Below are 19,672 nucleotides of genomic sequence, written 5' to 3'. Positions count from 1 at the left end.
CTCTGAGGAGCGCAAACCTGTCCAAACACAGTAAACCACACTTCAGAAAACCGTATAACGTGCTCAAACCATCTTCGAACAAGCCGAAATGGTCTGCTTGCGCAACAACCCCGCGCTGCTGTGCCTTCTCATAAGATTCAGCGTCTGAACTTCCCCCAGGGTTGCGCGTTAAGACCTCACCAAAACGAGGTCACTCATGATTGCGAATTCAATGTTGCATTTTATCGCAATCATTAATATGCATGTATCATCACCCCACTTGCTGGAGAGAGACGCATGAAAAAGATCAATGAGAAACTCTTCATCGCACCGCAACTGACGGCAGAGACCATTCGTCAGGCCAAGGCTGAAGGCATCACAGCCATCATCAACAATCGTCCCGATGGAGAAGAAGCTGGACAGCCATCAGCCGCTGAAAATTCGAAGGTCGCAGCGGCGGAGGGTCTTGGCTACACTCATATTCCCATCGTTCCTGGACAGATTACGCAAGACAAGGTGCGCGCGTTTCAGGATGCGGTTGCGCAGGCACCCGGACCTGTCCTGGCGCATTGCAAGACGGGCACCCGTGCAGCCATGCTTCACGTCATAGGCGAAGTCTTGGACGGGCGGATGGACATGCGTGAGATCGCGCCGCTGGGCCAAACACTTGGCACAGACCTTTCCGGCGCAGAAAAGTGGCTTTCAGCCAACGGTCACTAGCCTCGCTTCGTCCACACGGCAATAAACGGAAAAAATCAATGAGCGCCAACAGGCCCGACGTAAAAGCCATTTTCGACAAGCGCACATTCTCGGTGCAATATGTCGTGTCAGACCCTGCCAGCAAGAAGTGCGCGATCATAGATCCTGTGCTCGACTTCGATGAAAAGTCAGGTGCTACCGCGACCACCAATGCCGACGCACTTTTGGACTATGTTAACAGCGAAGGTCTGACCGTCGAGTGGATTCTCGACACGCATCCCCATGCCGATCATTTTTCTGCCGCCCGGTATTTGAAGGAGAAGACCGGAGCACCGACAGCCATCGGTGATAAAGTGGTTGAGGTCCAAAAACTATGGAAAGACATTTACAATTGGAGCGACCTCTCCGCCGACGGCTCCCAGTGGGACAGGCTCTTTTGTGAAAATGAAACCTTTAAGATCGGCGCGCTCGACGCAAGGGTGATGTTCTCGCCGGGCCACACGCTTGCCTCGATAACCTATGTGATTGGCGACGCGGCCTTTGTGCACGACACGATGTTCATGCCCGATTCCGGCACCGCCCGCGCTGATTTTCCGGGCGGTGATGCCGGGCAGCTGTGGGATTCCATCCAGCGGATTATGAGCCTCCCTGAAACGACCCGAATCTTTGTCGGCCATGATTATCAACCGGCTGATCGGGAGCCCAGATGGGAAACCACCATTGCGGATCAAAGATCGCGCAACACCCACATCTCCAAATGCAAAACGCGCGAAGACTTTGTTGCCTTGCGAGAAAAGCGCGATGCGACACTGCCCATGCCGAAGCTCATACTTCATGCACTCCAGATCAATATCAATGGCGGCCGCCTGCCCGAGCCTGAGGCAAATGGCAAACGCTATCTCAAATTCCCGCTCGACCAGCTTTCAGGCGCGGCATGGAGCTGACCCCACTGAAACTCGGTCTGGCACCTGAAATGGCCGAGATGATCAACAATGCCGGTGAGGCAGCGGACTTCCTGAAGAAGCTTGCCCACCCGTCGCGCCTGATGATTGTCTGCGCGCTCGTAAAAGGCGAGCTGTCTGTGCGCGAGCTTGAAAACGCGCTGGGCATCCGCCAACCGGGCCTTTCCCAGCAGATCGCCGAACTGCGCGAGGCAGGCTTCATCACCGGCCGCAAAGTGTCGAAGAACATGTTCTACCGGCTGCAGGATGGAAGGGTGAATGCGTTCGTCTCCATGCTGCATTCAATGTTTTGCGAAGTACCGCAACCCACACAAACGGGAATTGATCCATGACCGAGTTCACACCCATCATCTCGCTGATCGGCGGCATGATGATCGGCCTGTCGGCTGTTCTTCTCATGCTGCTTGAGGGCCGCATCGCCGGGATCTCCGGCATTACGTCTAAGCTTCTGCCGCCCTATCGGGACCAGACGTTTCTATCGCGCTTCGGCTTCGTTCTGGGTCTCATTGCCGCTCCCCTCGCAATGATCGCGTTCACCGGTTTTGATGTGGTCCAGACCGTGTCATCGAATATTCCGCTGATGCTGGGTGCCGGCCTGTTGGTCGGCTTCGGCTCTGTGTTTGGCAATGGCTGCACTTCGGGCCACGGCGTGTGTGGCCTGTCGCGTCTGTCTTTTCGATCGCTCATCGCCACCGCAATATTCATGACAACGGCTGCCATAACAGTCTTCGTTGTGCGTCACCTGCTGGGAGCCTGATCCATGTTGTTCCTCTATAATCTGGCCATCGGCCTTCTGTTTGGCGCAGGATTGGTTGTGTCCGGCATGTCGGACCCGGCCAAGGTTCTCAACTTTCTCGATGTCTTCGGCACATGGGACCCATCGCTTGCCTTTGTAATGGGCGGAGCGGTGCTGGTGACTTTTTTGGGCTACCGGCTCGTGCTGGCCAGAGGCGAGCCACTATTCGGCAACCGATTTCACATGCCAACCAGCAAGGATGTTGATGCGCGTATTCTTGTTGGTCCCGCCATCTTTGGCATTGGCTGGGGCCTCGGCGGCTTCTGCCCCGGCCCGGCATTGACAGCATTTGGGCTGGGCGCGACCGGTACACTCGCCTTCGTTCCAGCCATGATCCTTGGAATGTGGACGGCACGCCTGATTTCTGAGAGCAGCGCTCAATCCCGCCCCACCTGAGCCCGGCAACCAGAGAACAGACCGATGAACCGCCTGGCAGACACTGTGCCTATCCTTGACTGGGGGCGGCGATATTCGCGTGCGACGATGACCAACGACATGGTTGCGGCGATCATCGTCACCATTATGTTGATCCCGCAATCGCTTGCCTATGCAATGCTGGCCGGCTTGCCGGCTGAAGTCGGACTTTACGCCTCCATCCTGCCCCTGGTCGCCTATGCGGTGTTTGGCACAAGCCGCACACTCGCCGTCGGCCCGGTGGCTGTCGTCTCACTGATGACCGCATCGGCCATTGGCGAGGTCGCCACCCAGGGCACACCGGCCTATCTGGCTGCAGCCATGCTGCTCGCATTCCTCTCCGGCGCAATGCTGATGCTGATGGGCCTGTTCCGGCTCGGCTTTATCGCCAACTTTCTCAGCCACCCCGTCATTTCCGGGTTCATCACGGCATCGGGGCTTTTGATTGCCGCCGGCCAGTTGAAATATCTGTTCGGCGTTTCCGGCGGTGGCCATACATTGCCGCAGATCATCGGCGGGCTCGTGGAAAATATTGGCTCGACCAACAGCGCAACCCTTGCCATTGGAACGTCTGTCCTGGCCTTTCTCTATTTCGCGCGGCTGCGTCTGAAACCGATGTTGCTCGCAATCGGTCTCAAGCCACGCACGGCCGACATCGCAACCAAGGCCGGGCCTGTCGTTGCGGTGGCCGCGACGATCCTTGCGGTGAGCGCGTTCGATCTCGGCGCGCAAGGCGTGGTACTCGTGGGGGTTATTCCACAGGGCCTGCCGATCCCTGCCCTGCCGGTTTTTGATCTCGAACTCATCCGGGCGCTGGCCGTTCCCGCCTTGCTAATCTCGCTGATCGGCTTTGTGGAGTCTGTGTCGATTGCGCAGACGCTTGCCGCCAAGCGGCGCCAGCGTATCGTGCTTGATCAGGAACTGATCGGCATCGGCGCTGCCAACCTGGCCTCGGCCATTTCTTCGGGTTACCCGGTGACCGGCGGCTTTGCCCGCTCGGTGGTCAATTTCGACGCCGGGGCCGAAACACCCGCCGCCGGCATTTACACCGCCATCGGCATTGCACTTGCCGCCCTGTTTTTGACGCCGCTTCTGGCAAACCTGCCACAGGCCACGCTTGCTGCAACGATCATTGTCGCCGTGCTGTCACTGGTGAACTTCGCGGTCATCCGGAGCGTCTGGACTTATTCGAAAGTCGATTTTTCGACCATGGCCGCTACCATCCTGGGTACGCTGTTTCTCGGCGTGGAGATCGGTGTCGTCATGGGCGTCGTGCTGTCCCTGCTGCTTCATCTTTACCGCACGTCGCGCCCGCATATGGCCGTTGTTGGCCAAGTGCCGGGCACAGAGCATTTCCGGAATATTGATCGTCACCAGGTCGAGACCTCACCCAATATTCTCTCGATCCGGGTCGATGAAAGCCTTTATTTTGCAAACAGCCGCTATCTGGAAGACAGAATCGGGACGCTGGTGGCCGAGAGACCCCAGATCCAGCACGTTGTACTGATGTGCTCGGCAGTGAATATGATCGATGCGTCCGCACTCGACAGTCTGGAAGAGATCAACAAGCGGCTGAAGGACGCCAGCATTGCGCTGCACCTGTCGGAGGTCAAAGGACCAGTTTTGGACCGTGTGAAGCGCAGCCGCTTTCTGGACAACCTTACCGGGCAGGTATTTCTCAGCCAATATGAAGCCATATGCCATCTGACCCGGTCAAATACGGAGCTGGGATAAGCGGCTGATTTTCAGATCAAGAAATCTGCCCGGTGCGGGGTGAACGTATCCACTAACCGACCAGCCGCCAGCGCTCTGACGCCATGCACGAGGTTGGACGGCACAATGAAGGCGTCACCGGCGGCCAGAATTTGTGTGTGGCCGTCAACGGTCACTTCGAAGCGGCCCTCGGCGACGTAGCTTGACTGGACATGCGGGTGCGCATGCAGGTCGCCCACACCGCCCTTTTCAAAGGCGAATTCAACCATCATCAACGCATCGGTATGCAACACCACGCGGTGGCGGTTGCCGTCAGGAGTGGATGTCCATGCGCCCTCGCTGCTGGTGGCAAAGATTTTCTGGTTCATGTCTGGTCCCCCCTTCAGCGCGCCAACCAGCCGCCATCGACTGGAATGGTTGCGCCGTGCATATAATCGGACGCGGGAGCCAGCAGAAACGCCACTGCGTTGCCTATATCGTCCGGTTCGCCCCAACGCCCAGCGGGGATGCGCGCCAGGATGGCCGCACTGCGGTCGGGGTCGGCGCGCAATGCCTCGGTGTTGTTGGTGTTGATGTAGCCCGGGGCGACGGCATTGACGTTGATGCCTTTTTCGGCCCATTCGCAGGCCAGCAACCGCGTCAGCCCCAAAACGCCATGCTTCGACGCGGTATATGACGCGACCCGGATGCCGCCCTGAAAGCTCAGCATGGATGCAATGTTGACGATCTTGCCGTGCCGGCCCGGAGTGCCGAAGACATTGTTGCCGAACGCCTGAGACAGAAAGAAGAGCGACTTCAGGTTGACGTCCATGACGTCGTCCCAGTCTGCTTCGCTGAGATCGATGGAATCGGCGCGTCGGATGATGCCCGCATTGTTGACCAGACCATCCACCGGGGCCTCAGCCCACACGTCATCCAGCATGGATTTCGCCGCCTTGTGGTCGGCGAGATCGCACGGGACGGCCGAGAATTTTCCGCCTGCCGCAGAAATCATCGCAGCGGTGTCTTCCATTGATGATCGCCCGACACCGATGACATGACCGCCAGCGGATGCGACCGATACCGAAATGCCCTGGCCAATACCCGTATTGGCGCCGGTTACCAGAATGCGCTTGCCCGCGAGGCTAAAGGCGGAAAGATCGCTCATCGCAGATCCTCGATCGCGACCGCATCAACATCGGTGTAATCGACATTATCGCCCGCCATCGCCCAGATGAACGCATAGTTGGAGGTTCCAGCCCCGGAGTGGATCGACCAGCCCGGCGAGAGCACCGCTTCCTCACTCTTCATCACGACGTGGCGGGTTTCATCTGGTTCTCCCATGAAGTGGAAAACGCGCGCCTGCTCGGCCAAATCAAAGTAGAGATAGGCCTCCATGCGGCGGTCGTGGACGTGGCAGGGCATGGTGTTCCAGACCGATCCCGCCGCGAGCTGCGTCATGCCGACGACGAGCTGGCAGGTCTTTACGCCTTCAGAATGGATGAACTGGAAAATGGAACGCTCGTTTGACGTCTGCTGGCTACCGAGATCGATGCGCTTGGCATCCGCGATAGCGATGCGCTTGGTTGGATAAGCGTGGTGTGCAGGCGCGCTCAGGAGATAGAACTTTGCAGGTGTCGAATGCGAGGTTGAAGCGAAGCTGACAGCTTCGGCTCCCATGCCGATATAGATCATGTCGCGGTTGCCGATCTGATGGGTCTGGCCATCGACCGTGACAGCCCCCGCACCGCCGATATTGACCGCGATAAGTTCGCGTCTATCGAGAAAGTTTTTGGTGCCGGTGGGCTTTATCGCCTCAAGGACAAGCGGGGCATCCACAGGCATCGCTCCGCCGACGATCATGCGGTCATAATGCGTATAGGTCAAAGTGATGCGCCCCGGCTCGAACAAGCCAGCGATGTGAAAATTGTGGCGGAGTTCATCTGTCCCCATCGTCGCGGCGGTGGCCGGGTCGATGGCATAGCGACAGGTGTAATCGATGTGGCTTGTTTTCATTTCGGTCTTTCCACTGAGGCGTAGAGAATTCAGCTCAAAGCTTTAGCGCTGTATTCGGCCTGCTGGCCGTTCATACGGACGCGGTAGCGTTGCTGGCTTTCGGAGAGGTGCGCGCGCATCGCATCGCGGGAGCGTTCCGGATCGCCTGCCGAGATGGCGAGCAGGATGGCGTGGTGTTCACGCTGCAGACCGCTCTGGTAATCGCGCGTCAATACGCTTTCGGTGCCCCAGGGCGTCGTGACATCACAGGGGATAGTGCGCGCGCCGAGGGCGTCGAGAACTTCCACATAGAATGGATTGTTGGTGGCAACGGCGATCGCCCGGTGGAAGGCGAAGTCAGTTCTACCGGTCGCCTGCCCCAATGCCAGCAGCCGTTCAAATTCGAAAAAGGCCTCCTGGATCGCTGCTTCCTGCGCGTTGTTGCGACGCTGAGCTGCCAGCCCCGCGCTCTCAATCTCTATGCCCATGCGGACTTCAAGAACATTAAGGGCCTGAGAGATCTTCTTACCGATGTCGAGACTGATTGTTCCGAAAGCAAGCGACGCATGCTCCATGACGAAAACGCCGGCACCCTGCCGGGCCTCGACCAGGCCGTCGGCCGCGAGGGACGCCATTGCTTCGCGGATGACCGTGCGGCTGACTGCGAAGGTTGCGGTGAGTTGGCTTTCAGTCGGAAGCTTCTGGCCGGCGAGGATTTCGCCGCTCAAGATCTGTTCCCTTAGCGCCTGAACGACGCGCTCGGACAGTTTTGGACGGCGTTCCAGCCTGAGATCGGTGACAATGTCGTCCATACCCCACTCCTATTTAAAGACGCTCGGCAGCCATAAGGAGATGGCCGGGATATACGTGACCAGCCCGAGCACGATGATGCCGGCGCTGTAGAACGGCCAGATCGAGCGCATGGCCTCCCACACAGTAATTTTGCCCACTGCGCAAGCGACAAATTGCACAGCGCCCACCGGCGGTGTGTTCAGGCCTATACCGAGATTCAGGATCAGGATCACGCCAAAATGAACAGGGTCGATGCCATAAGCCTGGGCCACTGGCAGGAAAATCGGCGTGGTGATGATGATGGTCGGGCCCATGTCCATGAACGTGCCGAGCAGAAGCAACAGCAGATTGAGCAGCAACAGGATGGTGAGAGGATCGCGTGAGACGGAGTTCATCCAGTCGATCATCGCGGCGGGCACTTTGAGATAGGCCATGAGCCAACTGAAGGAGGCTGCCGTGCCGATGATCAGGAGAACCATGGATGTGGTTCTGACCGCGCCCATCGTCGCTTCAACGAAACCCTGCCAGGACAGCGAGCGGTAGATGAAAATGGTGACGAGGATGGCATAGAGAACGGCAATGCATGAACTTTCGGTTGCCGTGAAGATGCCTGAGCGGACACCGCCGAAGATAATGCCAATCAGCAGCAGCCCTGGAATGGCGACAGCGCCCAGCCGCCCGACCACGGCCATGCCTGGAAACTTTTCGGTCGGATAGCCACGGCTGCGCGCCACGAAATAAGCGGTCAGCATCAAGGCTGCAGCAAGCAAAAGCCCGGGCATGATACCGGCGGTGAAGAGGTCGGCGATGGAGATTTTGCCACCGGCTGAAATCGAATAGATGATCATGTTGTGCGACGGCGGAAGGAGTAGCGCAATCAGCGCTGCCATCGACGTGACGTTGACGGCATAGTCGACGCCATAGCCGCGGGCTTTCATCTGCGGGATCATGAGCCCACCGACGGCGGCTGCCTCGGCCACCGCCGAACCTGAAATGCCGCCGAACAGCGTCGAGGCGGCAATGTTGACCTGCCCCAGCCCGCCGCGCAGATGGCCGACGATTGACCCGGCAAAATTGACGATGCGCTGAGCGATACCGCCGCGCACCATCAAGTCACCGGCGTAGATGAAGAAGGGTATGGCCAGCAGGGTGAAGACGCTCATGCCCGAATTCATCTGCTGGAAGATGACGAGCGGCGGCAGGCCCATGTACAGGATGGTCGCAAAACTGGCGATACCCAGACAAAATGCGATAGGGGTACCAGTCAGCATCAAGACCGCAAATGTACCGAAGAGAATCCAGAGAGCCATTGATCAAAGTTCCTTGACCGGGTCGAGGCTGGTCACCTCGGCGTCATGCAAATCCTTGTCGACATTCAGACCAGCAAAGCGTGAAACAACGCGCTCGATGCTGAACAACAGGATCAAAAGCCCGCCTGCGACCAGCGGCAGGTACTTGACCCCTTCGGGGATGCCCAGCGCCGGCATTCGGGCGCGCCAGCCGAGCTCGACGAGCTGCAGGCCGTAAATGATCATGCCGAGTGAGAAGGCGCTGACGAGCACATCGGAAAGGGTGCGCAACCATTTCTTGCTGCCGTCGGGCAGCACATAGAGAAGCACGTCAAAGCCGAGGTGATAATTCTCGCGAACACCGACTGCAGCGCCCAGAAAAATGAACCAGCTCATCAAAAGCACAGCCGAGATTTCCGTCCAGCTGTTGGACCAGTTCAAAACGTAGCGACAAAAGACCTGCCAGGCGACAATTGCGGTCATCGCGACAAGTGCGAACGCAGCGAGGTAGAGCGCCATCGTGCTGGCGCGCGACAGGATCGCTGCCAGCCGTGCCAGCAGTGGACGTTCCGCAGAGCTTGGCGCGATCGGTGCGCGTTCGTGCGTTGACATGTTTGTTCTCCCAGCTGTGACCGAAGCCGGGGAGAGGCGAACGCCCCTCCCCGAACTGGACTATTCGGTCGCCTGGATACGGGCGACGAGGTCTTTCAGCTTGGGATCGGTGACCCACTTCTCATAGACCGGCTTCATGGCATCGATGAAGGGCTGCTTGTCCGGTGAGGTGATCTTGCTGCCACTGGCTTCCACGGCAGCCCGAGACTTTTGCACCTGCGCATCCCACAGTTCCCACTGCTTGGCGACGCTTTCCTTCGCAGCAGCCTTTACGGCCGTCTGGTCTTCCGGTGTGAGCTTTTCCCAACTTGCCTTGGACATGACCAGCACTTCAGGCACGATCAGATGTTCGTCGAGGGAGTAGAACTTTGCCACCTCTGCGTGCTTGGCAGTGTCGTAGCTTGGGAAATTGTTTTCAGCGCCGTCGATAACGCCGGTTTCCAGACCCGAGTAGACCTCGCCATAAGGCATTGGCGTTGCTGCCGCGCCCAACGCGCCGACCATGTCGACGAAAATGTCTGACTGCATGACGCGAAACTTCATGCCTTTCAGGTCGTCGGCGGATTCGATCGGCTTCTTTGTGTTGTAGAAGGAGCGTGAACCACCGTCATAAAAGGCGAGACCCACAACGCCGAAGGGCTCGAAGGAGGCCAAAATTTCATCACCGATTGGGCCGTTCATGACCTTGCGGGCATGGTCGGACGAGCGGAAAATGTAGGGCAGAGAAGGGATCGTCGTTTCCGGGATCAGGCCGTTCCAGGGTCCCAGCGACGTGCGGTTGATATCGATAACACCCGACCGCACCTGCTCAACCGTATCGGCCTCCTGGCCGAGCTGGGCGGAGTGGAACACTTCGACCGAATAGCGGTTGTCGGTTTTCTGTTTTACCAGTTCACCGAAATATTTCACCGCCTCGACAGTCGGATATCCATCCGGATGTGTGTCGGATGAACGAAGCACCGTCTGGGCGCTTGCGGCTGTCATCATGAGCGTGGCCGCCGTCAAGGCAGCTCCCGCCAGTCTCGAAAAATGCATCATGGTTTTCCTCCCGTTGTGCATCAGGCTTTCGCCCCTCAGAGCCGGTACGCCTTTTTTGCAAGCGTATAGGCCAGTTCCTGCGCAAGCTCGTGCGCCTCGTCTTCCCGCAGCCTGTGCTCCGAGACGAGACGCGCGAGAAATGCGCAATCGACCCGGCGCGCCACATCGTGACGGGCCGGAATTGATGGAAAAGCGCGGGTGTCGTCGTTGAACCCGACCGTGTTGTAAAAGCCGGCGGTTTCCGTCGTCATCTCGCGGAAGCGTCGCATTCCCTCCGGGCTGTCGTGGAACCACCAGGCCGGCCCGAGCCGCAATGCCGGGTAGACGCCTGCAAGCGGCGCCAGTTCGCGCGCATAGCTGGATTCATCGAGCGTGAAAACAATGACGGTGAGGTCGCTGCGCGTGCCGACACAGTCCAGAAGCGGCTTCAATGCCGTGACGTAGTCAGTGCGGGTTGGAATATCGAAACCCTTGTCGCGCCCGAACCTGGCCATCACTACCGGCGAATGGTTGCGCCAGGAACCAGGATGGATCTGCATCACCAGCCCGTCATCCAGGCTCATCTTGGCCATTTCGGTCAGCATCTGGGCACGGAAGAGGCGACGCGCGCGCTCGTCGTCTGATCCGGCGCGAACGCGGTTGAAAAGCTCGGTTGCAGCTGCATCCGAGAGGTTCGCGGTTTCGGCCGTTGCATGGCCGTGGTCGGTAGAAGTGGCGCCGAATGTCTTGAAGAACGCGCGACGCGCGCGGTGTGCATCGAGGTATCCCTGCCAACTGCCGGTGTCGCAGCCGGTTCTCTCGCCCAGCGCATCCAGATTTGCGGAAAACCCCTCAAAATCGGGATCGATCACAGCGTCTGGACGATAAGCGGTGACCACCCTGCCCTTCCAGCCGCTGTCACGTATCATCTTATGCCAGCGCAGGTCGTCGAGCGCGCCATCTGTGGTGGAAATTGCTTCAATATTGAAGCGCTCAAACAACGCCCGCGGGCGGTAATCCTCGCGCTGCAGGCAATCCGCGATGGCATCGTAATGGCTGTCGGCATTGTCGCCATTGAGGGGCGCATCAAGGCCGAAAAGGTTTTGCAGGACGTAGTCGAACCAGAGCCGTGTGGGCGTACCGCGAAATAGGAAATAGTTGCTGGCAAAAATCCGCCATATCTTGCGACCGTCCGTTTCAACGGGCGCACCGTCGAGGGTGGCAATGCCGAGATCTTCCAGACTAATGCCCTGGCTGTAGAGCATGCGGAAAATATAGTGGTCCGGGACAATCAGCAGCCGGGCAGGATCTGGAAACGGATCGTTTTCAGCAAACCAGCGCGGATCGGTGTGTCCATGAGGGCTGATGATCGGGAGATCTTTCACGCCGGCATAAAGATTGCGAGCGATGTCGCGGCTGCGCGGCTCGGCGGAAAACAGCAAATCCTGGTTGATAGGCCCTGTCATGTGTAACGATGCCGCTCCTCCTTCGGTAGTTATGGCTAGGACTGTCGCCACCTAATGTCAACGTACAAAAATTAGAATGTTGTATGATGACTTCCTTGTGCAGATTTGGCATGTGTTGTAGATGGATTTGTCGCCGTCGGCACAAGGGAGGAATTTCTGATGCGTTCAAGCAGCGCGAGGACAGTGTGAATCAAGCCCCAACTCGCCGGCTTTCAAACTTGGTACTGGGGTCTGTTGCCAAGCCGATAGAAACACCGCTCTACGACCGGTCATCTGTTACGGCCGGGATCGTGCATCTTGGCCTTGGTGCCTTTCATCGCGCGCATCAGGCCGCTTATGTGGACGCGTGTATCAACGCAGGGGAAGCCGGCTGGGGGATTGTCGGCATATCGCTGCGCAGCGCCGATACGCGCGATGCGCTGCATCCGCAGGATGGACTGTATACGCTCGCGGTAGGCGACGGCGATGGCGAGAGCCTTCAGGTAATTGGCTCGATCGTGCGGACGCTGGTAGCGCCGGATGATCCGGGCGCCGTGATCGCAGAATTGAGCAATCCCTCTATCCGCATCGTCACGTTGACGGTGACGGAAAAGGCCTATTTGCGCAACGCTGCCGGGGGGCTCGACACCAGCCATGGAGGTATCCAGTGGGATTTGGCAAACCCAGACCGACCTCAAACACTTTACGGATTTCTCGCCGAGGCACTGGTGCGGCGCAGGCTGGCCGGCACACCTCCATTTACGGTTCTGTGCTGCGACAACCTGCCGGCGAATGGGGCGACGTTGCGGCGGCTGATGATCGGGTTTTTTGCCCTGCGGGGGCAAGAACAGCTCGGCCAATCCGGTTTGGACGTCGCCTTTCCGTCTTGCATGGTCGACCGGATCGTACCGGCCACCACCGATGGCGACCGAGCCCGAATTTCGGCCAAACTGGGAGCTGATGACGCTTGGCCGGTTATCACCGAACCCTTTTCCCAGTGGGTTATCGAAGATCATTTTCCGACTGGCCGACCTGACTGGGAACGGTTTGGGGTGACCATGGTGGACGATGTCGGTGCCTCCGAGCTGATGAAACTGCGGCTGCTGAATGGCGCGCATTCGGGCATCGCATTTCTGGGCCTGCTCAGCGGGCATGAAACCGTGGCGGAAGCCTTTGCCGATGTGGCGATCAGGGGTTTCATCGATGCACTCTGGAGTGAGGCTGTGCTGACCCTGCCCAACGATGCAGGACTTGATACCACGCGCTATACGCAGGAGCTGGCGAAGCGGTTTTCCAACACGGCGCTGCAGCATCGGATCGCACAGATTGCCAATGACAGCAGCCAGAAACTGCCACAACGCATCATCAGCTCAGCGCTCGAGCGGGCTGAAAAAGGGCTGGGGATCGACCATTTAATGCTAGTTGTGGCGGCATGGGTCGCCTGCTGCGCAGCACGCGGCGGCACCTTTGCCAAGGACCATTTTACCGATCCGCTGGATGACCGCCTAGCCGAAATCGCGGCAAATCGCTTACCAGCGGAAGCCATCGGGCAGGCATTTGAAGCCGCGGGATTTGCCAAGGACAGCGCACATCGCGCGACGTTGATAGGCGTGGCTGCAGCCCATCTGAAAGCCATCCAGGCGAACGGCATTGCGGCCACGCTCGCCCACATCAAGGAAAACTGAAATTGAAACAGACCTGGCGCTGGTTCGGTCCCGACGACCCGGTGAAGCTTTCGCATATACGACAGGCTGGCGCGACGGGGATCGTCACCGCCCTGCACCACCTCAATGACGGCAGAGCGTGGCCGCTCGACGACATTCGAGGGCGTCGGGAAGAACTGGCGGCTGCCGGCTTTGAGTGGACCGTGGTCGAGAGCATTATCGTGCATGACGACATCAAGACCCGCAGCGGGCGATTTCGTCAGTATATCGAGAACTACAAAACCTCTATCCGAGCGGTGGGTGCAGCTGGGATCAGAACCATCTGCTACAATTTCATGGCGATCACCGACTGGAGCCGTACCGATCTGGAGTTTCAGATGGGCCATGGCGGCACGGCGCTGCGCTTCGATATGGTGGATTTCTGCGCCTATGACGTGCTGATGCTGAACCGTCGCGGGGCAGAAGCGGACCACCCGCCCGAGCGGATCGCAAAGGCGCGCAAACGGCTTGCAGCGATGAGTGAAAGCGACCGGGGGCGGCTGGAAAACAACCTGATCGGTTGGGTTCCGGCGCGTGAGTTCATCTATGACCGGCAAAGCTTTTTGCGAGCGCTTGATGGGTATCGTGATATTTCGACGGAGGGCTTGCGGGAGAACCTTTTGGCCTTCCTGCGCGAGATCGTGCCGGTGGCGGAGGAAGCAGGCGTGCGGCTGGCGATCCATCCCGATGACCCGCCTTTTCCTATTTTCGGCCTGCCGCGCGTCGTTTCCAGCGCCGAAGACGCTCGCAAGGTGCTGGCGGGTTGCCGCTCGCCTGCCAATGGATTGACGCTATGCACCGGCTCCTACGGTGCGGGCGTAAACAACAATCTCGTCGACATGGCCCAGGAGTTTGCCCCCGACATCCATTTCGTTCATCTGCGCAATGTCACCGGGGAAGGCGACTTCTCGTTTCATGAAGCCGACCATCTGGATGGCGATGTCGATATGGTGCGCGTCGTTGCGGCCTTGCTGCAGGAAGAGGCGCGCCGCAGCACCGATGGACGCAGCGATTTTCTGATACCGATGCGGCCCGATCATGGCCACGCTCTTGTCGACGACATCGGAAAGGCAGTGAACCCGGGCTATTCCTGTATTGGCCGGCTGAAGGGACTGGCGGAGTTGCGCGGTATCATGCGCGCACTGGAAACGCTGGAGCTCAAGCCATGACCCAAAAGCGCATTGCCTTAATCGGTCTCGGAATGGCCGCCGCGCCGCACGCCAGAAGCCTGCTTGATCTTGCAGACCGTGTTGCGGTGGCAGCAGTGTTCAGCCCCAGCGCCGCACGCCGAGACGCGTTCAGCACGAGTTGGGGATTTGCGCCGGTCGATTGCATGGAGGTCATCTGGAACGATCCATCCATCGATGCCGTGGTGATTCTGACGCCGCCCAACACGCATCTTGACCTGGTTCGACAGGCCGCAGATGCCGGCAAGCACATCCTGCTCGAAAAGCCGCTCGAGACCAGTTTTGAGCGCTCTGTGGAACTGGTCGAGACAGCTGAAAATGCCGGTGTGAAGCTTGGTGTCGTCCTCCAACATCGCTTTCGTCCGGCAAGCGCCGCGCTGAAGGAGATTGTCGATTCCGGTCGGCTCGGATCGCTGGTCAGCGCTTCAGCCAGGCTCTACAACTGGCGCCCGCAAAGCTATTACGATGAGCCGGGACGCGGCACGCGCAACCGCGATGGCGGCGGTGTTCTCTTGACCCAAGCGATCCACACGCTTGACCTGATGATCGGGCTTGTCGGCGTTCCCTTAGAGGTGACCGCGTATGCGACGACGAGCCCCGTCCACAGCATGGAGACCGAAGACCTTGCTGTTGCCGCGGTGCGATTTGACAACGGCGCGCTTGGTACCATCACTGCCACCACGGCAGCCTTTCCCGGCTACCCCGACGCCATCGATGTAATCGGAGCGAAGGGAACAGCGCGGCTTGATGGCGCGCATCTCACCGTCAATTTTCATGATGGAAGTCACGTCACTGCCACCGACATTTCTGAAGGCGGTGGGGCCGGCGCTGACCCCATGGCCTTTTCCCACCATCATCACCGCGCGGTTCTCGCCGATTTCCTCGACGCTATCGATAATAACCGCGCGCCATTGGTAAGCGGACGCGAGGCCCTGAAAGTTCACCGGATGATCGAAGCCATGCTGCGCTCGGCGCAATCGGGCAAACGCGAAGCTGTGCGCTAAGTCTGGTATTCATCGGGCGGCACCACGCCCTTGCGCAGTGCAAAGCACCCATAGAAGCGCCGTTCGCCGGTGCGGATGACGCAATAGGCCTGCTTGGCGCGGTCATAGAATGCGTAACGCTCAATCGGCACCATCGGCCAGGACTTGCCCTCGGCGGCATCGATCACGCTCTGAACCTCACGCTGCACGACCGGGATTTCACCCGGCGACCCGACGACCTCCATGCGTCCGGCCGCATCGTCGACAAATCCGTCGAGGGGGTAGACCGAGAGAATGGCCTGGATGGCTGTTGCGGCCGATACATTGTCGATGCTGAGCACGTGCCCGAGCGAGGTCAGGCGCGCTGTTGAAACAGAAGGGAAATTGGCATCGACGATGATCAGGTCGTCGCCATGGCCCATGGCACGCAACGCGTGGAGAACATCGGCGTTTAACAGCGGGCTTATGCCTTTGAGCATGTGTTCCTCCCAGAACCATAGCGAAGACGATTAGCCGACGGGAACACGGGTGTCCACCGGCGGCCCGAGCAGGAGATGCCACTTGCCGCCGAATGTAAAAACCTCCACACAGAACAACCGGAGGAAGCTCATGAAAATCCGCCAATGGCAGCGTGCTGGACGGGACGTGCTGAACTTTACCGAGCTTGGATTCGGCTCGGCACCCATCGCCAATCTGTACCGTGCCGTTTCGGACACCGAGGCCGACGCCGTGCTGGCGGAAGCCTGGAACACGGGTTGCCGCTATTTTGATACCGCACCGCTCTACGGGCTCGGCCTTTCGGAGACGCGGTTGAACCGGTTCTTGCGCGATAAGCCGAGTGACGACTATCTGCTTTCCACCAAGGTCGGACGCCTGCTCAAGGTGTGCAAGCCCGAAGAGCGAACCGGCATCGGCAAGTTTTTCGACACTCCGTCGCGACGCGAAGATTATGACTACAGCTATGATGGCGTGATGCGCTCCTTCGAAACTTCGCTGGAACGGCTGGGGGTGGACCGCGTCGATATTCTGTATGCGCATGATCTCGACATCTTCACTTTTGGCAGTGCCGAAGCGCTTGAACCGCACCGGCAACAACTCATCAGTTCGGGGTTGAAGGCGCTTGTTGAACTGCGCGAGCAGAAGGTGATCCGCGCTTTCGGCGCTGGCCTCAATGAATGGGAGGCCTGCCAAAGGCTTGCCGAAAGAGGCGATTTCGACCTGTTTCTTTTGGCCGGGCGCTATACGCTGCTGGAGCAGGAGGCGCTGCAAAGCTTCCTGCCTTTCTGCCAGCAGCGCGGCATAGGTATCACGTTGGGTGGTCCTTACAATTCGGGCATTCTGGCGTCGGGGCCCTCAGACAACGCGTTCTTCAACTATTCCCGCGCTCCTGCCGACGTGGTGGAGAAGGTGCGCCGGATCGACGCCGTTTGTCAGCGCCACGGGGTACGGCTGATCGAGGCGGCGTTGCAATTTCCGCTGATGCACCCCTCTGTCGTTTCCGTTATTCCCGGCGGGCAGAGCGTGGCGGAAGTGGCGGGCAACCGTCAAATTCTTGATGTCACCATACCGCCTGAACTGTGGACCGACCTGAAGGCCGAAGGGTTGATGCGGGAAGACGCGCCGACGCAAGCAGGCTGAGGGTGAAAGGCCGGGTCGACGCGCACCAGCATTACTGGAATGTGGCGCGCGCAGACTATGACTGGATGCCCAGGGACCACCCGGTGCTTTCGCGGAATTACCTGCCAGCCGACCTTGCCCCTGTGCTTGCCGAGGCCGGCATTTCACGCACCGTTCTGGTGCAGGCCGCAGCGACAGTAGAAGAAACGGAGTACTTGCTCGGGCTGAGCGATGCGACGACCAGCATCGCCGGCGTGGTTGGCTGGATCGACTTTGAAGACCGGCGTCATCTGCAGCATCTCCAGCGGCTAAAGCACCATCCAAATTTTCTGGGCGTACGTCCAATGATCCAGGATATCGTTGATGACGACTGGATGTTGCGGGACGATGTGCAATGGGCCTATGCGGCACTTGTCGAGCTCGATCTCACTTTTGATGCGCTGGGGTTTTCGCGGCATCTGCCCAATTTCCTGACGCTGCTGCGCCGCTATCCAAAGCTGCGCGTTGTGGTCGACCACTGCATGAAACCGCCAGTCAGGGACCATGGAACGGCGCAAGACGCATTTTCCACATGGGCGGAAGGTATGTCGCGCATTGCGGCGGAAACATCTGCCTGCTGCAAGCTGTCGGGGCTGGTGACCGAGGCAGGTGATGGATGGTCTGCCGAAGACCTGCGCCCCTACGTTTCGCATGTGCTTGCCGCATTTGGCGCCACGCGCGTGATGTGGGGCTCTGACTGGCCAGTATGCCTGCTGAACGCCAGCTATGAGGGCTGGCTTGGCACGGCTGAAAAACTGACCGCGCATCTCCCAGAAGGAGACCGCATGGAGATTTTCGGCGGCACGGCGCAGCGCTTCTACAGGCTTGCCCGATAGGCTACATCACCGCTCCCAGTTGCCACGGAACAAATTCGTTGTCGCCAAGGCCCAGCGCCTCGCTCTTGCTCTTCTGTCCCGACGCGACCGCTATGATGTGCTCGACGATCTGACGGCCCTTTTCGTCGATTGAAATGCCATCATCAATGATGTCGCCGCAGTTGAGATCCATATCTTCTTCGAGCTGCCGATACATGGAAGAGTTGGTGGCAAGCTTGATCGTTGGCGCCGGCTTTGAGCCAAACGCCGAGCCACGCCCGGTGGTGAAAACGATGATCTGCGAGCCCGATGCAATCTGGCCGGTGGCCGAAACCGGATCGTAGCCCGGTGAATCCATGAACACGAAGCCCGGCACCTTGACCCGCTCGGCGTAGAGCAACACGTCTGACAAGGCCAGCGTGCCGCCCTTGGCTGCCGCGCCGAGGGACTTTTCCAGGATGGTCGTAAGCCCGCCAGCCTTGTTGCCAGGCGACGGATTGTTGTCCATCGAGCCGCCGTTCATTTCGGTGTAGCGCTCCCACCAGCGAATGCGCTCAATCATTTTTTCGCCGACCTCGGTGCTGGCAGCGCGGCGCACCAGCAATTGCTCGGCGCCATAAATCTCGGGGGTTTCGGATAACAGCGCGGTGCCGCCATGGCGGACCAGCAGGTCAGTTGCTGCACCGAGCGCTGGGTTCGCAGTGACGCCGGAAAAGCCGTCGGACCCGCCGCATTGAAGGCCCACGACCAATTCGGAAACCGGGATGGGTTCGCGTTTGACTGCGTTGACGGTTGGCAAAAGCGCATTGATCGACGCGATGCCTGCGGCAATTGTCTTGCGGGTGCCACCTGTCTCCTGGATGGTAAGGCCGTGGAAACGTTCTTCGCCGCGCGAGCCGAACATGGCGCGCATGCGGCCGATCTGCATGACTTCGCAGCCGAGCCCGACAAAGATGGCGGCGCCGACATTGGGGTGCGTGGCATGCCCCCACAAAACGCGCTGCAGGATATCGTAGCCTTCGCCGGACGACGCCATGCCGCAGCCGGTGCCATGCGCCAGCGCAATGACGCCATCGACATTGGGATAGGCGTCAAGCACACCAGAGCGATTGAAATGGTCTGCGATGTGCCGGATGACCGTTGCTGAGCAGTTCACCGTGGCGCAAAGCGCGATGTAGTTGCGTGTCGCAGCACTTCCATCGGCACGGCGGTAGCCTTGAAAGCTGAGGCGTTCGGCTGCTGGCACGTAATCTACGGGGCGGAAATCTTCGCCAATCTTGTAGGTCTGGTCGTGGGCACCCATGACGCAGTTGTGGGTGTGGACGTGGTCGCCCAGTGCGATTGGCTGGCTGGCATAGCCGATGATCTGACCGAACTTCAGGATGGGTTCTCCAAGCGGAATATTTTGGGTGGCGATCTTGTGGCCGGATGGCACCAACCGTTCCAGCGCAGTGCCGCTGCCAATGGGCTGCTGGCCGGCCGGAAAGGCCTTTGTCAGCACCACTACATTGTCGCGCGCGTTCAAGCGGATCACGCCATTCATGCCAATGCCGCCAGCCATCGCGTTTCCTCCCTGCATTTGTCCGACAAATGTGTGAGCTCTCTTTGTCGGCGACGCAAGCATTCGCACGCTCTT

General features: G+C 59.1%; 19 protein-coding genes and 1 pseudogene. 10 read left to right on the top strand and 10 right to left on the bottom strand.

What is annotated here, in order from left to right:
• Positions 1-276 precede the first annotated feature (276 nt).
• From blh to GA830_RS09435, 5 genes and pseudogenes are all read left to right on the top strand, one after another.
• Positions 277-1,622: pseudogene (blh, locus tag GA830_RS09455) on the top strand (bifunctional sulfur transferase/dioxygenase Blh).
• Positions 1,613-1,972: an ArsR/SmtB family transcription factor gene (locus GA830_RS09450; protein ID WP_195161635.1), complete on the top strand. Its 360-nt coding sequence runs from the start codon at positions 1,613-1,615 to the stop codon at positions 1,970-1,972. The pseudogene blh and the gene GA830_RS09450 overlap by 10 nt, the downstream one beginning before the upstream one ends.
• A complete protein-coding gene (locus GA830_RS09445) occupies positions 1,969-2,397 on the top strand; it encodes a YeeE/YedE family protein (protein WP_195161634.1) in 429 nt (142 codons plus the stop codon). The genes GA830_RS09450 and GA830_RS09445 overlap by 4 nt, the downstream gene beginning before the upstream one ends.
• Positions 2,398-2,400: 3 nt before the next feature.
• Positions 2,401-2,832 (top strand): YeeE/YedE family protein, encoded by a 432-nt coding sequence (locus tag GA830_RS09440; protein ID WP_195161633.1) that lies wholly within the window; start codon positions 2,401-2,403, stop codon positions 2,830-2,832.
• A gap of 24 nt (positions 2,833-2,856) precedes the next feature.
• Complete coding sequence (locus GA830_RS09435) at positions 2,857-4,584, top strand: SulP family inorganic anion transporter (protein ID WP_195161632.1); 1,728 nt, start codon at positions 2,857-2,859, stop codon at positions 4,582-4,584.
• A gap of 11 nt (positions 4,585-4,595) precedes the next feature.
• Here the strand turns inward: GA830_RS09435 and GA830_RS09430 are convergent, their stop codons facing one another.
• The 8 genes from GA830_RS09430 to uxaC are packed head-to-tail and all read right to left on the bottom strand — an operon-like array spanning position 4,596 to position 11,713.
• On the bottom strand, positions 4,596-4,931 hold the full coding sequence (locus tag GA830_RS09430; protein ID WP_195161631.1) for a cupin domain-containing protein: 336 nt from the start codon (positions 4,929-4,931) through the stop codon (positions 4,596-4,598).
• A 14-nt stretch (positions 4,932-4,945) separates the two neighbouring features.
• A complete protein-coding gene (gene kduD / locus GA830_RS09425; protein ID WP_195161630.1) occupies positions 4,946-5,710 on the bottom strand; it encodes a 2-dehydro-3-deoxy-D-gluconate 5-dehydrogenase KduD in 765 nt (254 codons plus the stop codon).
• Complete coding sequence (kduI, locus tag GA830_RS09420; protein WP_195161629.1) at positions 5,707-6,558, bottom strand: 5-dehydro-4-deoxy-D-glucuronate isomerase; 852 nt, start codon at positions 6,556-6,558, stop codon at positions 5,707-5,709. Before kduI ends, kduD begins: the two co-directional genes overlap by 4 nt.
• 29 nt (positions 6,559-6,587) lie before the next feature.
• A complete protein-coding gene (locus GA830_RS09415; protein ID WP_195161628.1) occupies positions 6,588-7,349 on the bottom strand; it encodes a FadR/GntR family transcriptional regulator in 762 nt (253 codons plus the stop codon).
• Positions 7,350-7,358: 9 nt separating this feature from the next.
• On the bottom strand, positions 7,359-8,639 hold the full coding sequence (locus tag GA830_RS09410) for a TRAP transporter large permease (RefSeq protein WP_195161627.1): 1,281 nt from the start codon (positions 8,637-8,639) through the stop codon (positions 7,359-7,361).
• Between the two features lie 3 nt (positions 8,640-8,642).
• Complete coding sequence (locus GA830_RS09405) at positions 8,643-9,230, bottom strand: TRAP transporter small permease (protein WP_195161626.1); 588 nt, start codon at positions 9,228-9,230, stop codon at positions 8,643-8,645.
• Between the two features lie 60 nt (positions 9,231-9,290).
• On the bottom strand, positions 9,291-10,268 hold the full coding sequence (locus tag GA830_RS09400) for a TRAP transporter substrate-binding protein (protein ID WP_195161625.1): 978 nt from the start codon (positions 10,266-10,268) through the stop codon (positions 9,291-9,293).
• Between the two features lie 35 nt (positions 10,269-10,303).
• A complete protein-coding gene (gene uxaC, locus GA830_RS09395; RefSeq protein WP_195161624.1) occupies positions 10,304-11,713 on the bottom strand; it encodes a glucuronate isomerase in 1,410 nt (469 codons plus the stop codon).
• 83 nt (positions 11,714-11,796) lie between these two features.
• Between uxaC and GA830_RS09390 the strand changes: the two genes are divergently transcribed.
• Genes GA830_RS09390 through GA830_RS09380 form a run of 3 tightly spaced genes read left to right on the top strand, consistent with a single transcriptional unit; the run spans position 11,797 to position 15,586 of the window.
• Complete coding sequence (locus GA830_RS09390; RefSeq protein WP_258045391.1) at positions 11,797-13,377, top strand: mannitol dehydrogenase family protein; 1,581 nt, start codon at positions 11,797-11,799, stop codon at positions 13,375-13,377.
• Between the two features lie 2 nt (positions 13,378-13,379).
• Positions 13,380-14,564, top strand: a complete 1,185-nt coding sequence (uxuA, locus tag GA830_RS09385) for a mannonate dehydratase (protein WP_195161623.1) — start codon at positions 13,380-13,382, stop codon at positions 14,562-14,564.
• Positions 14,561-15,586: a Gfo/Idh/MocA family protein gene (locus GA830_RS09380; RefSeq protein WP_195161622.1), complete on the top strand. Its 1,026-nt coding sequence runs from the start codon at positions 14,561-14,563 to the stop codon at positions 15,584-15,586. The genes uxuA and GA830_RS09380 overlap by 4 nt, the downstream gene beginning before the upstream one ends.
• Here the strand turns inward: GA830_RS09380 and GA830_RS09375 are convergent.
• A complete protein-coding gene (locus GA830_RS09375; protein WP_195161621.1) occupies positions 15,583-16,044 on the bottom strand; it encodes an RbsD/FucU family protein in 462 nt (153 codons plus the stop codon). The genes GA830_RS09380 and GA830_RS09375 overlap by 4 nt on opposite strands.
• 130 nt (positions 16,045-16,174) lie before the next feature.
• Here GA830_RS09375 and GA830_RS09370 point away from each other — a divergent pair, with 130 nt between their 5' ends.
• Entirely contained in the window at positions 16,175-17,203 is a 1,029-nt protein-coding gene (locus GA830_RS09370) for an aldo/keto reductase (RefSeq protein WP_195161620.1), read from the top strand.
• A 2-nt stretch (positions 17,204-17,205) separates the two neighbouring features.
• Entirely contained in the window at positions 17,206-18,057 is an 852-nt protein-coding gene (locus GA830_RS09365; protein WP_195161619.1) for an amidohydrolase family protein, read from the top strand.
• 1 nt (position 18,058) lies between these two features.
• On the opposite strand, the gene GA830_RS09360 is transcribed toward GA830_RS09365, so the two are convergent.
• Positions 18,059-19,597: a UxaA family hydrolase gene (locus GA830_RS09360; protein ID WP_258045390.1), complete on the bottom strand. Its 1,539-nt coding sequence runs from the start codon at positions 19,595-19,597 to the stop codon at positions 18,059-18,061.
• Positions 19,598-19,672 lie beyond the last annotated feature (75 nt).

Source organism: Mesorhizobium sp. NBSH29 (assembly GCF_015500055.1).
GTDB lineage: Bacteria > Pseudomonadota > Alphaproteobacteria > Rhizobiales > Rhizobiaceae > Neomesorhizobium.
This window is presented reverse-complemented; position numbering and strand designations above follow the sequence as displayed.

Excerpts from the sequence above, each read along its gene's own strand:
- GA830_RS09370 (WP_195161620.1), top strand. The coding sequence starts at position 16,175 with ATGAAAATCCGCCAATGGCAGCGTGCTGGACGGGACGTGCTGAACTTT.
- uxaC (WP_195161624.1), bottom strand. The coding sequence starts at position 11,713 with ATGACAGGGCCTATCAACCAGGATTTGCTGTTTTCCGCCGAGCCGCGC.
- GA830_RS09375 (WP_195161621.1), bottom strand. The coding sequence starts at position 16,044 with ATGCTCAAAGGCATAAGCCCGCTGTTAAACGCCGATGTTCTCCACGCG.
- GA830_RS09380 (WP_195161622.1), top strand. The coding sequence starts at position 14,561 with ATGACCCAAAAGCGCATTGCCTTAATCGGTCTCGGAATGGCCGCCGCG.
- GA830_RS09450 (WP_195161635.1), top strand. The coding sequence starts at position 1,613 with ATGGAGCTGACCCCACTGAAACTCGGTCTGGCACCTGAAATGGCCGAG.
- GA830_RS09445 (WP_195161634.1), top strand. The coding sequence starts at position 1,969 with ATGACCGAGTTCACACCCATCATCTCGCTGATCGGCGGCATGATGATC.
- GA830_RS09405 (WP_195161626.1), bottom strand. The coding sequence starts at position 9,230 with ATGTCAACGCACGAACGCGCACCGATCGCGCCAAGCTCTGCGGAACGT.
- GA830_RS09390 (WP_258045391.1), top strand. The coding sequence starts at position 11,797 with ATGATGACTTCCTTGTGCAGATTTGGCATGTGTTGTAGATGGATTTGT.
- GA830_RS09400 (WP_195161625.1), bottom strand. The coding sequence starts at position 10,268 with ATGATGCATTTTTCGAGACTGGCGGGAGCTGCCTTGACGGCGGCCACG.
- GA830_RS09430 (WP_195161631.1), bottom strand. The coding sequence starts at position 4,931 with ATGAACCAGAAAATCTTTGCCACCAGCAGCGAGGGCGCATGGACATCC.
- GA830_RS09440 (WP_195161633.1), top strand. The coding sequence starts at position 2,401 with ATGTTGTTCCTCTATAATCTGGCCATCGGCCTTCTGTTTGGCGCAGGA.
- kduD (WP_195161630.1), bottom strand. The coding sequence starts at position 5,710 with ATGAGCGATCTTTCCGCCTTTAGCCTCGCGGGCAAGCGCATTCTGGTA.
- GA830_RS09360 (WP_258045390.1), bottom strand. The coding sequence starts at position 19,597 with ATGGCTGGCGGCATTGGCATGAATGGCGTGATCCGCTTGAACGCGCGC.
- GA830_RS09410 (WP_195161627.1), bottom strand. The coding sequence starts at position 8,639 with ATGGCTCTCTGGATTCTCTTCGGTACATTTGCGGTCTTGATGCTGACT.
- GA830_RS09435 (WP_195161632.1), top strand. The coding sequence starts at position 2,857 with ATGAACCGCCTGGCAGACACTGTGCCTATCCTTGACTGGGGGCGGCGA.
- kduI (WP_195161629.1), bottom strand. The coding sequence starts at position 6,558 with ATGAAAACAAGCCACATCGATTACACCTGTCGCTATGCCATCGACCCG.
- GA830_RS09415 (WP_195161628.1), bottom strand. The coding sequence starts at position 7,349 with ATGGACGACATTGTCACCGATCTCAGGCTGGAACGCCGTCCAAAACTG.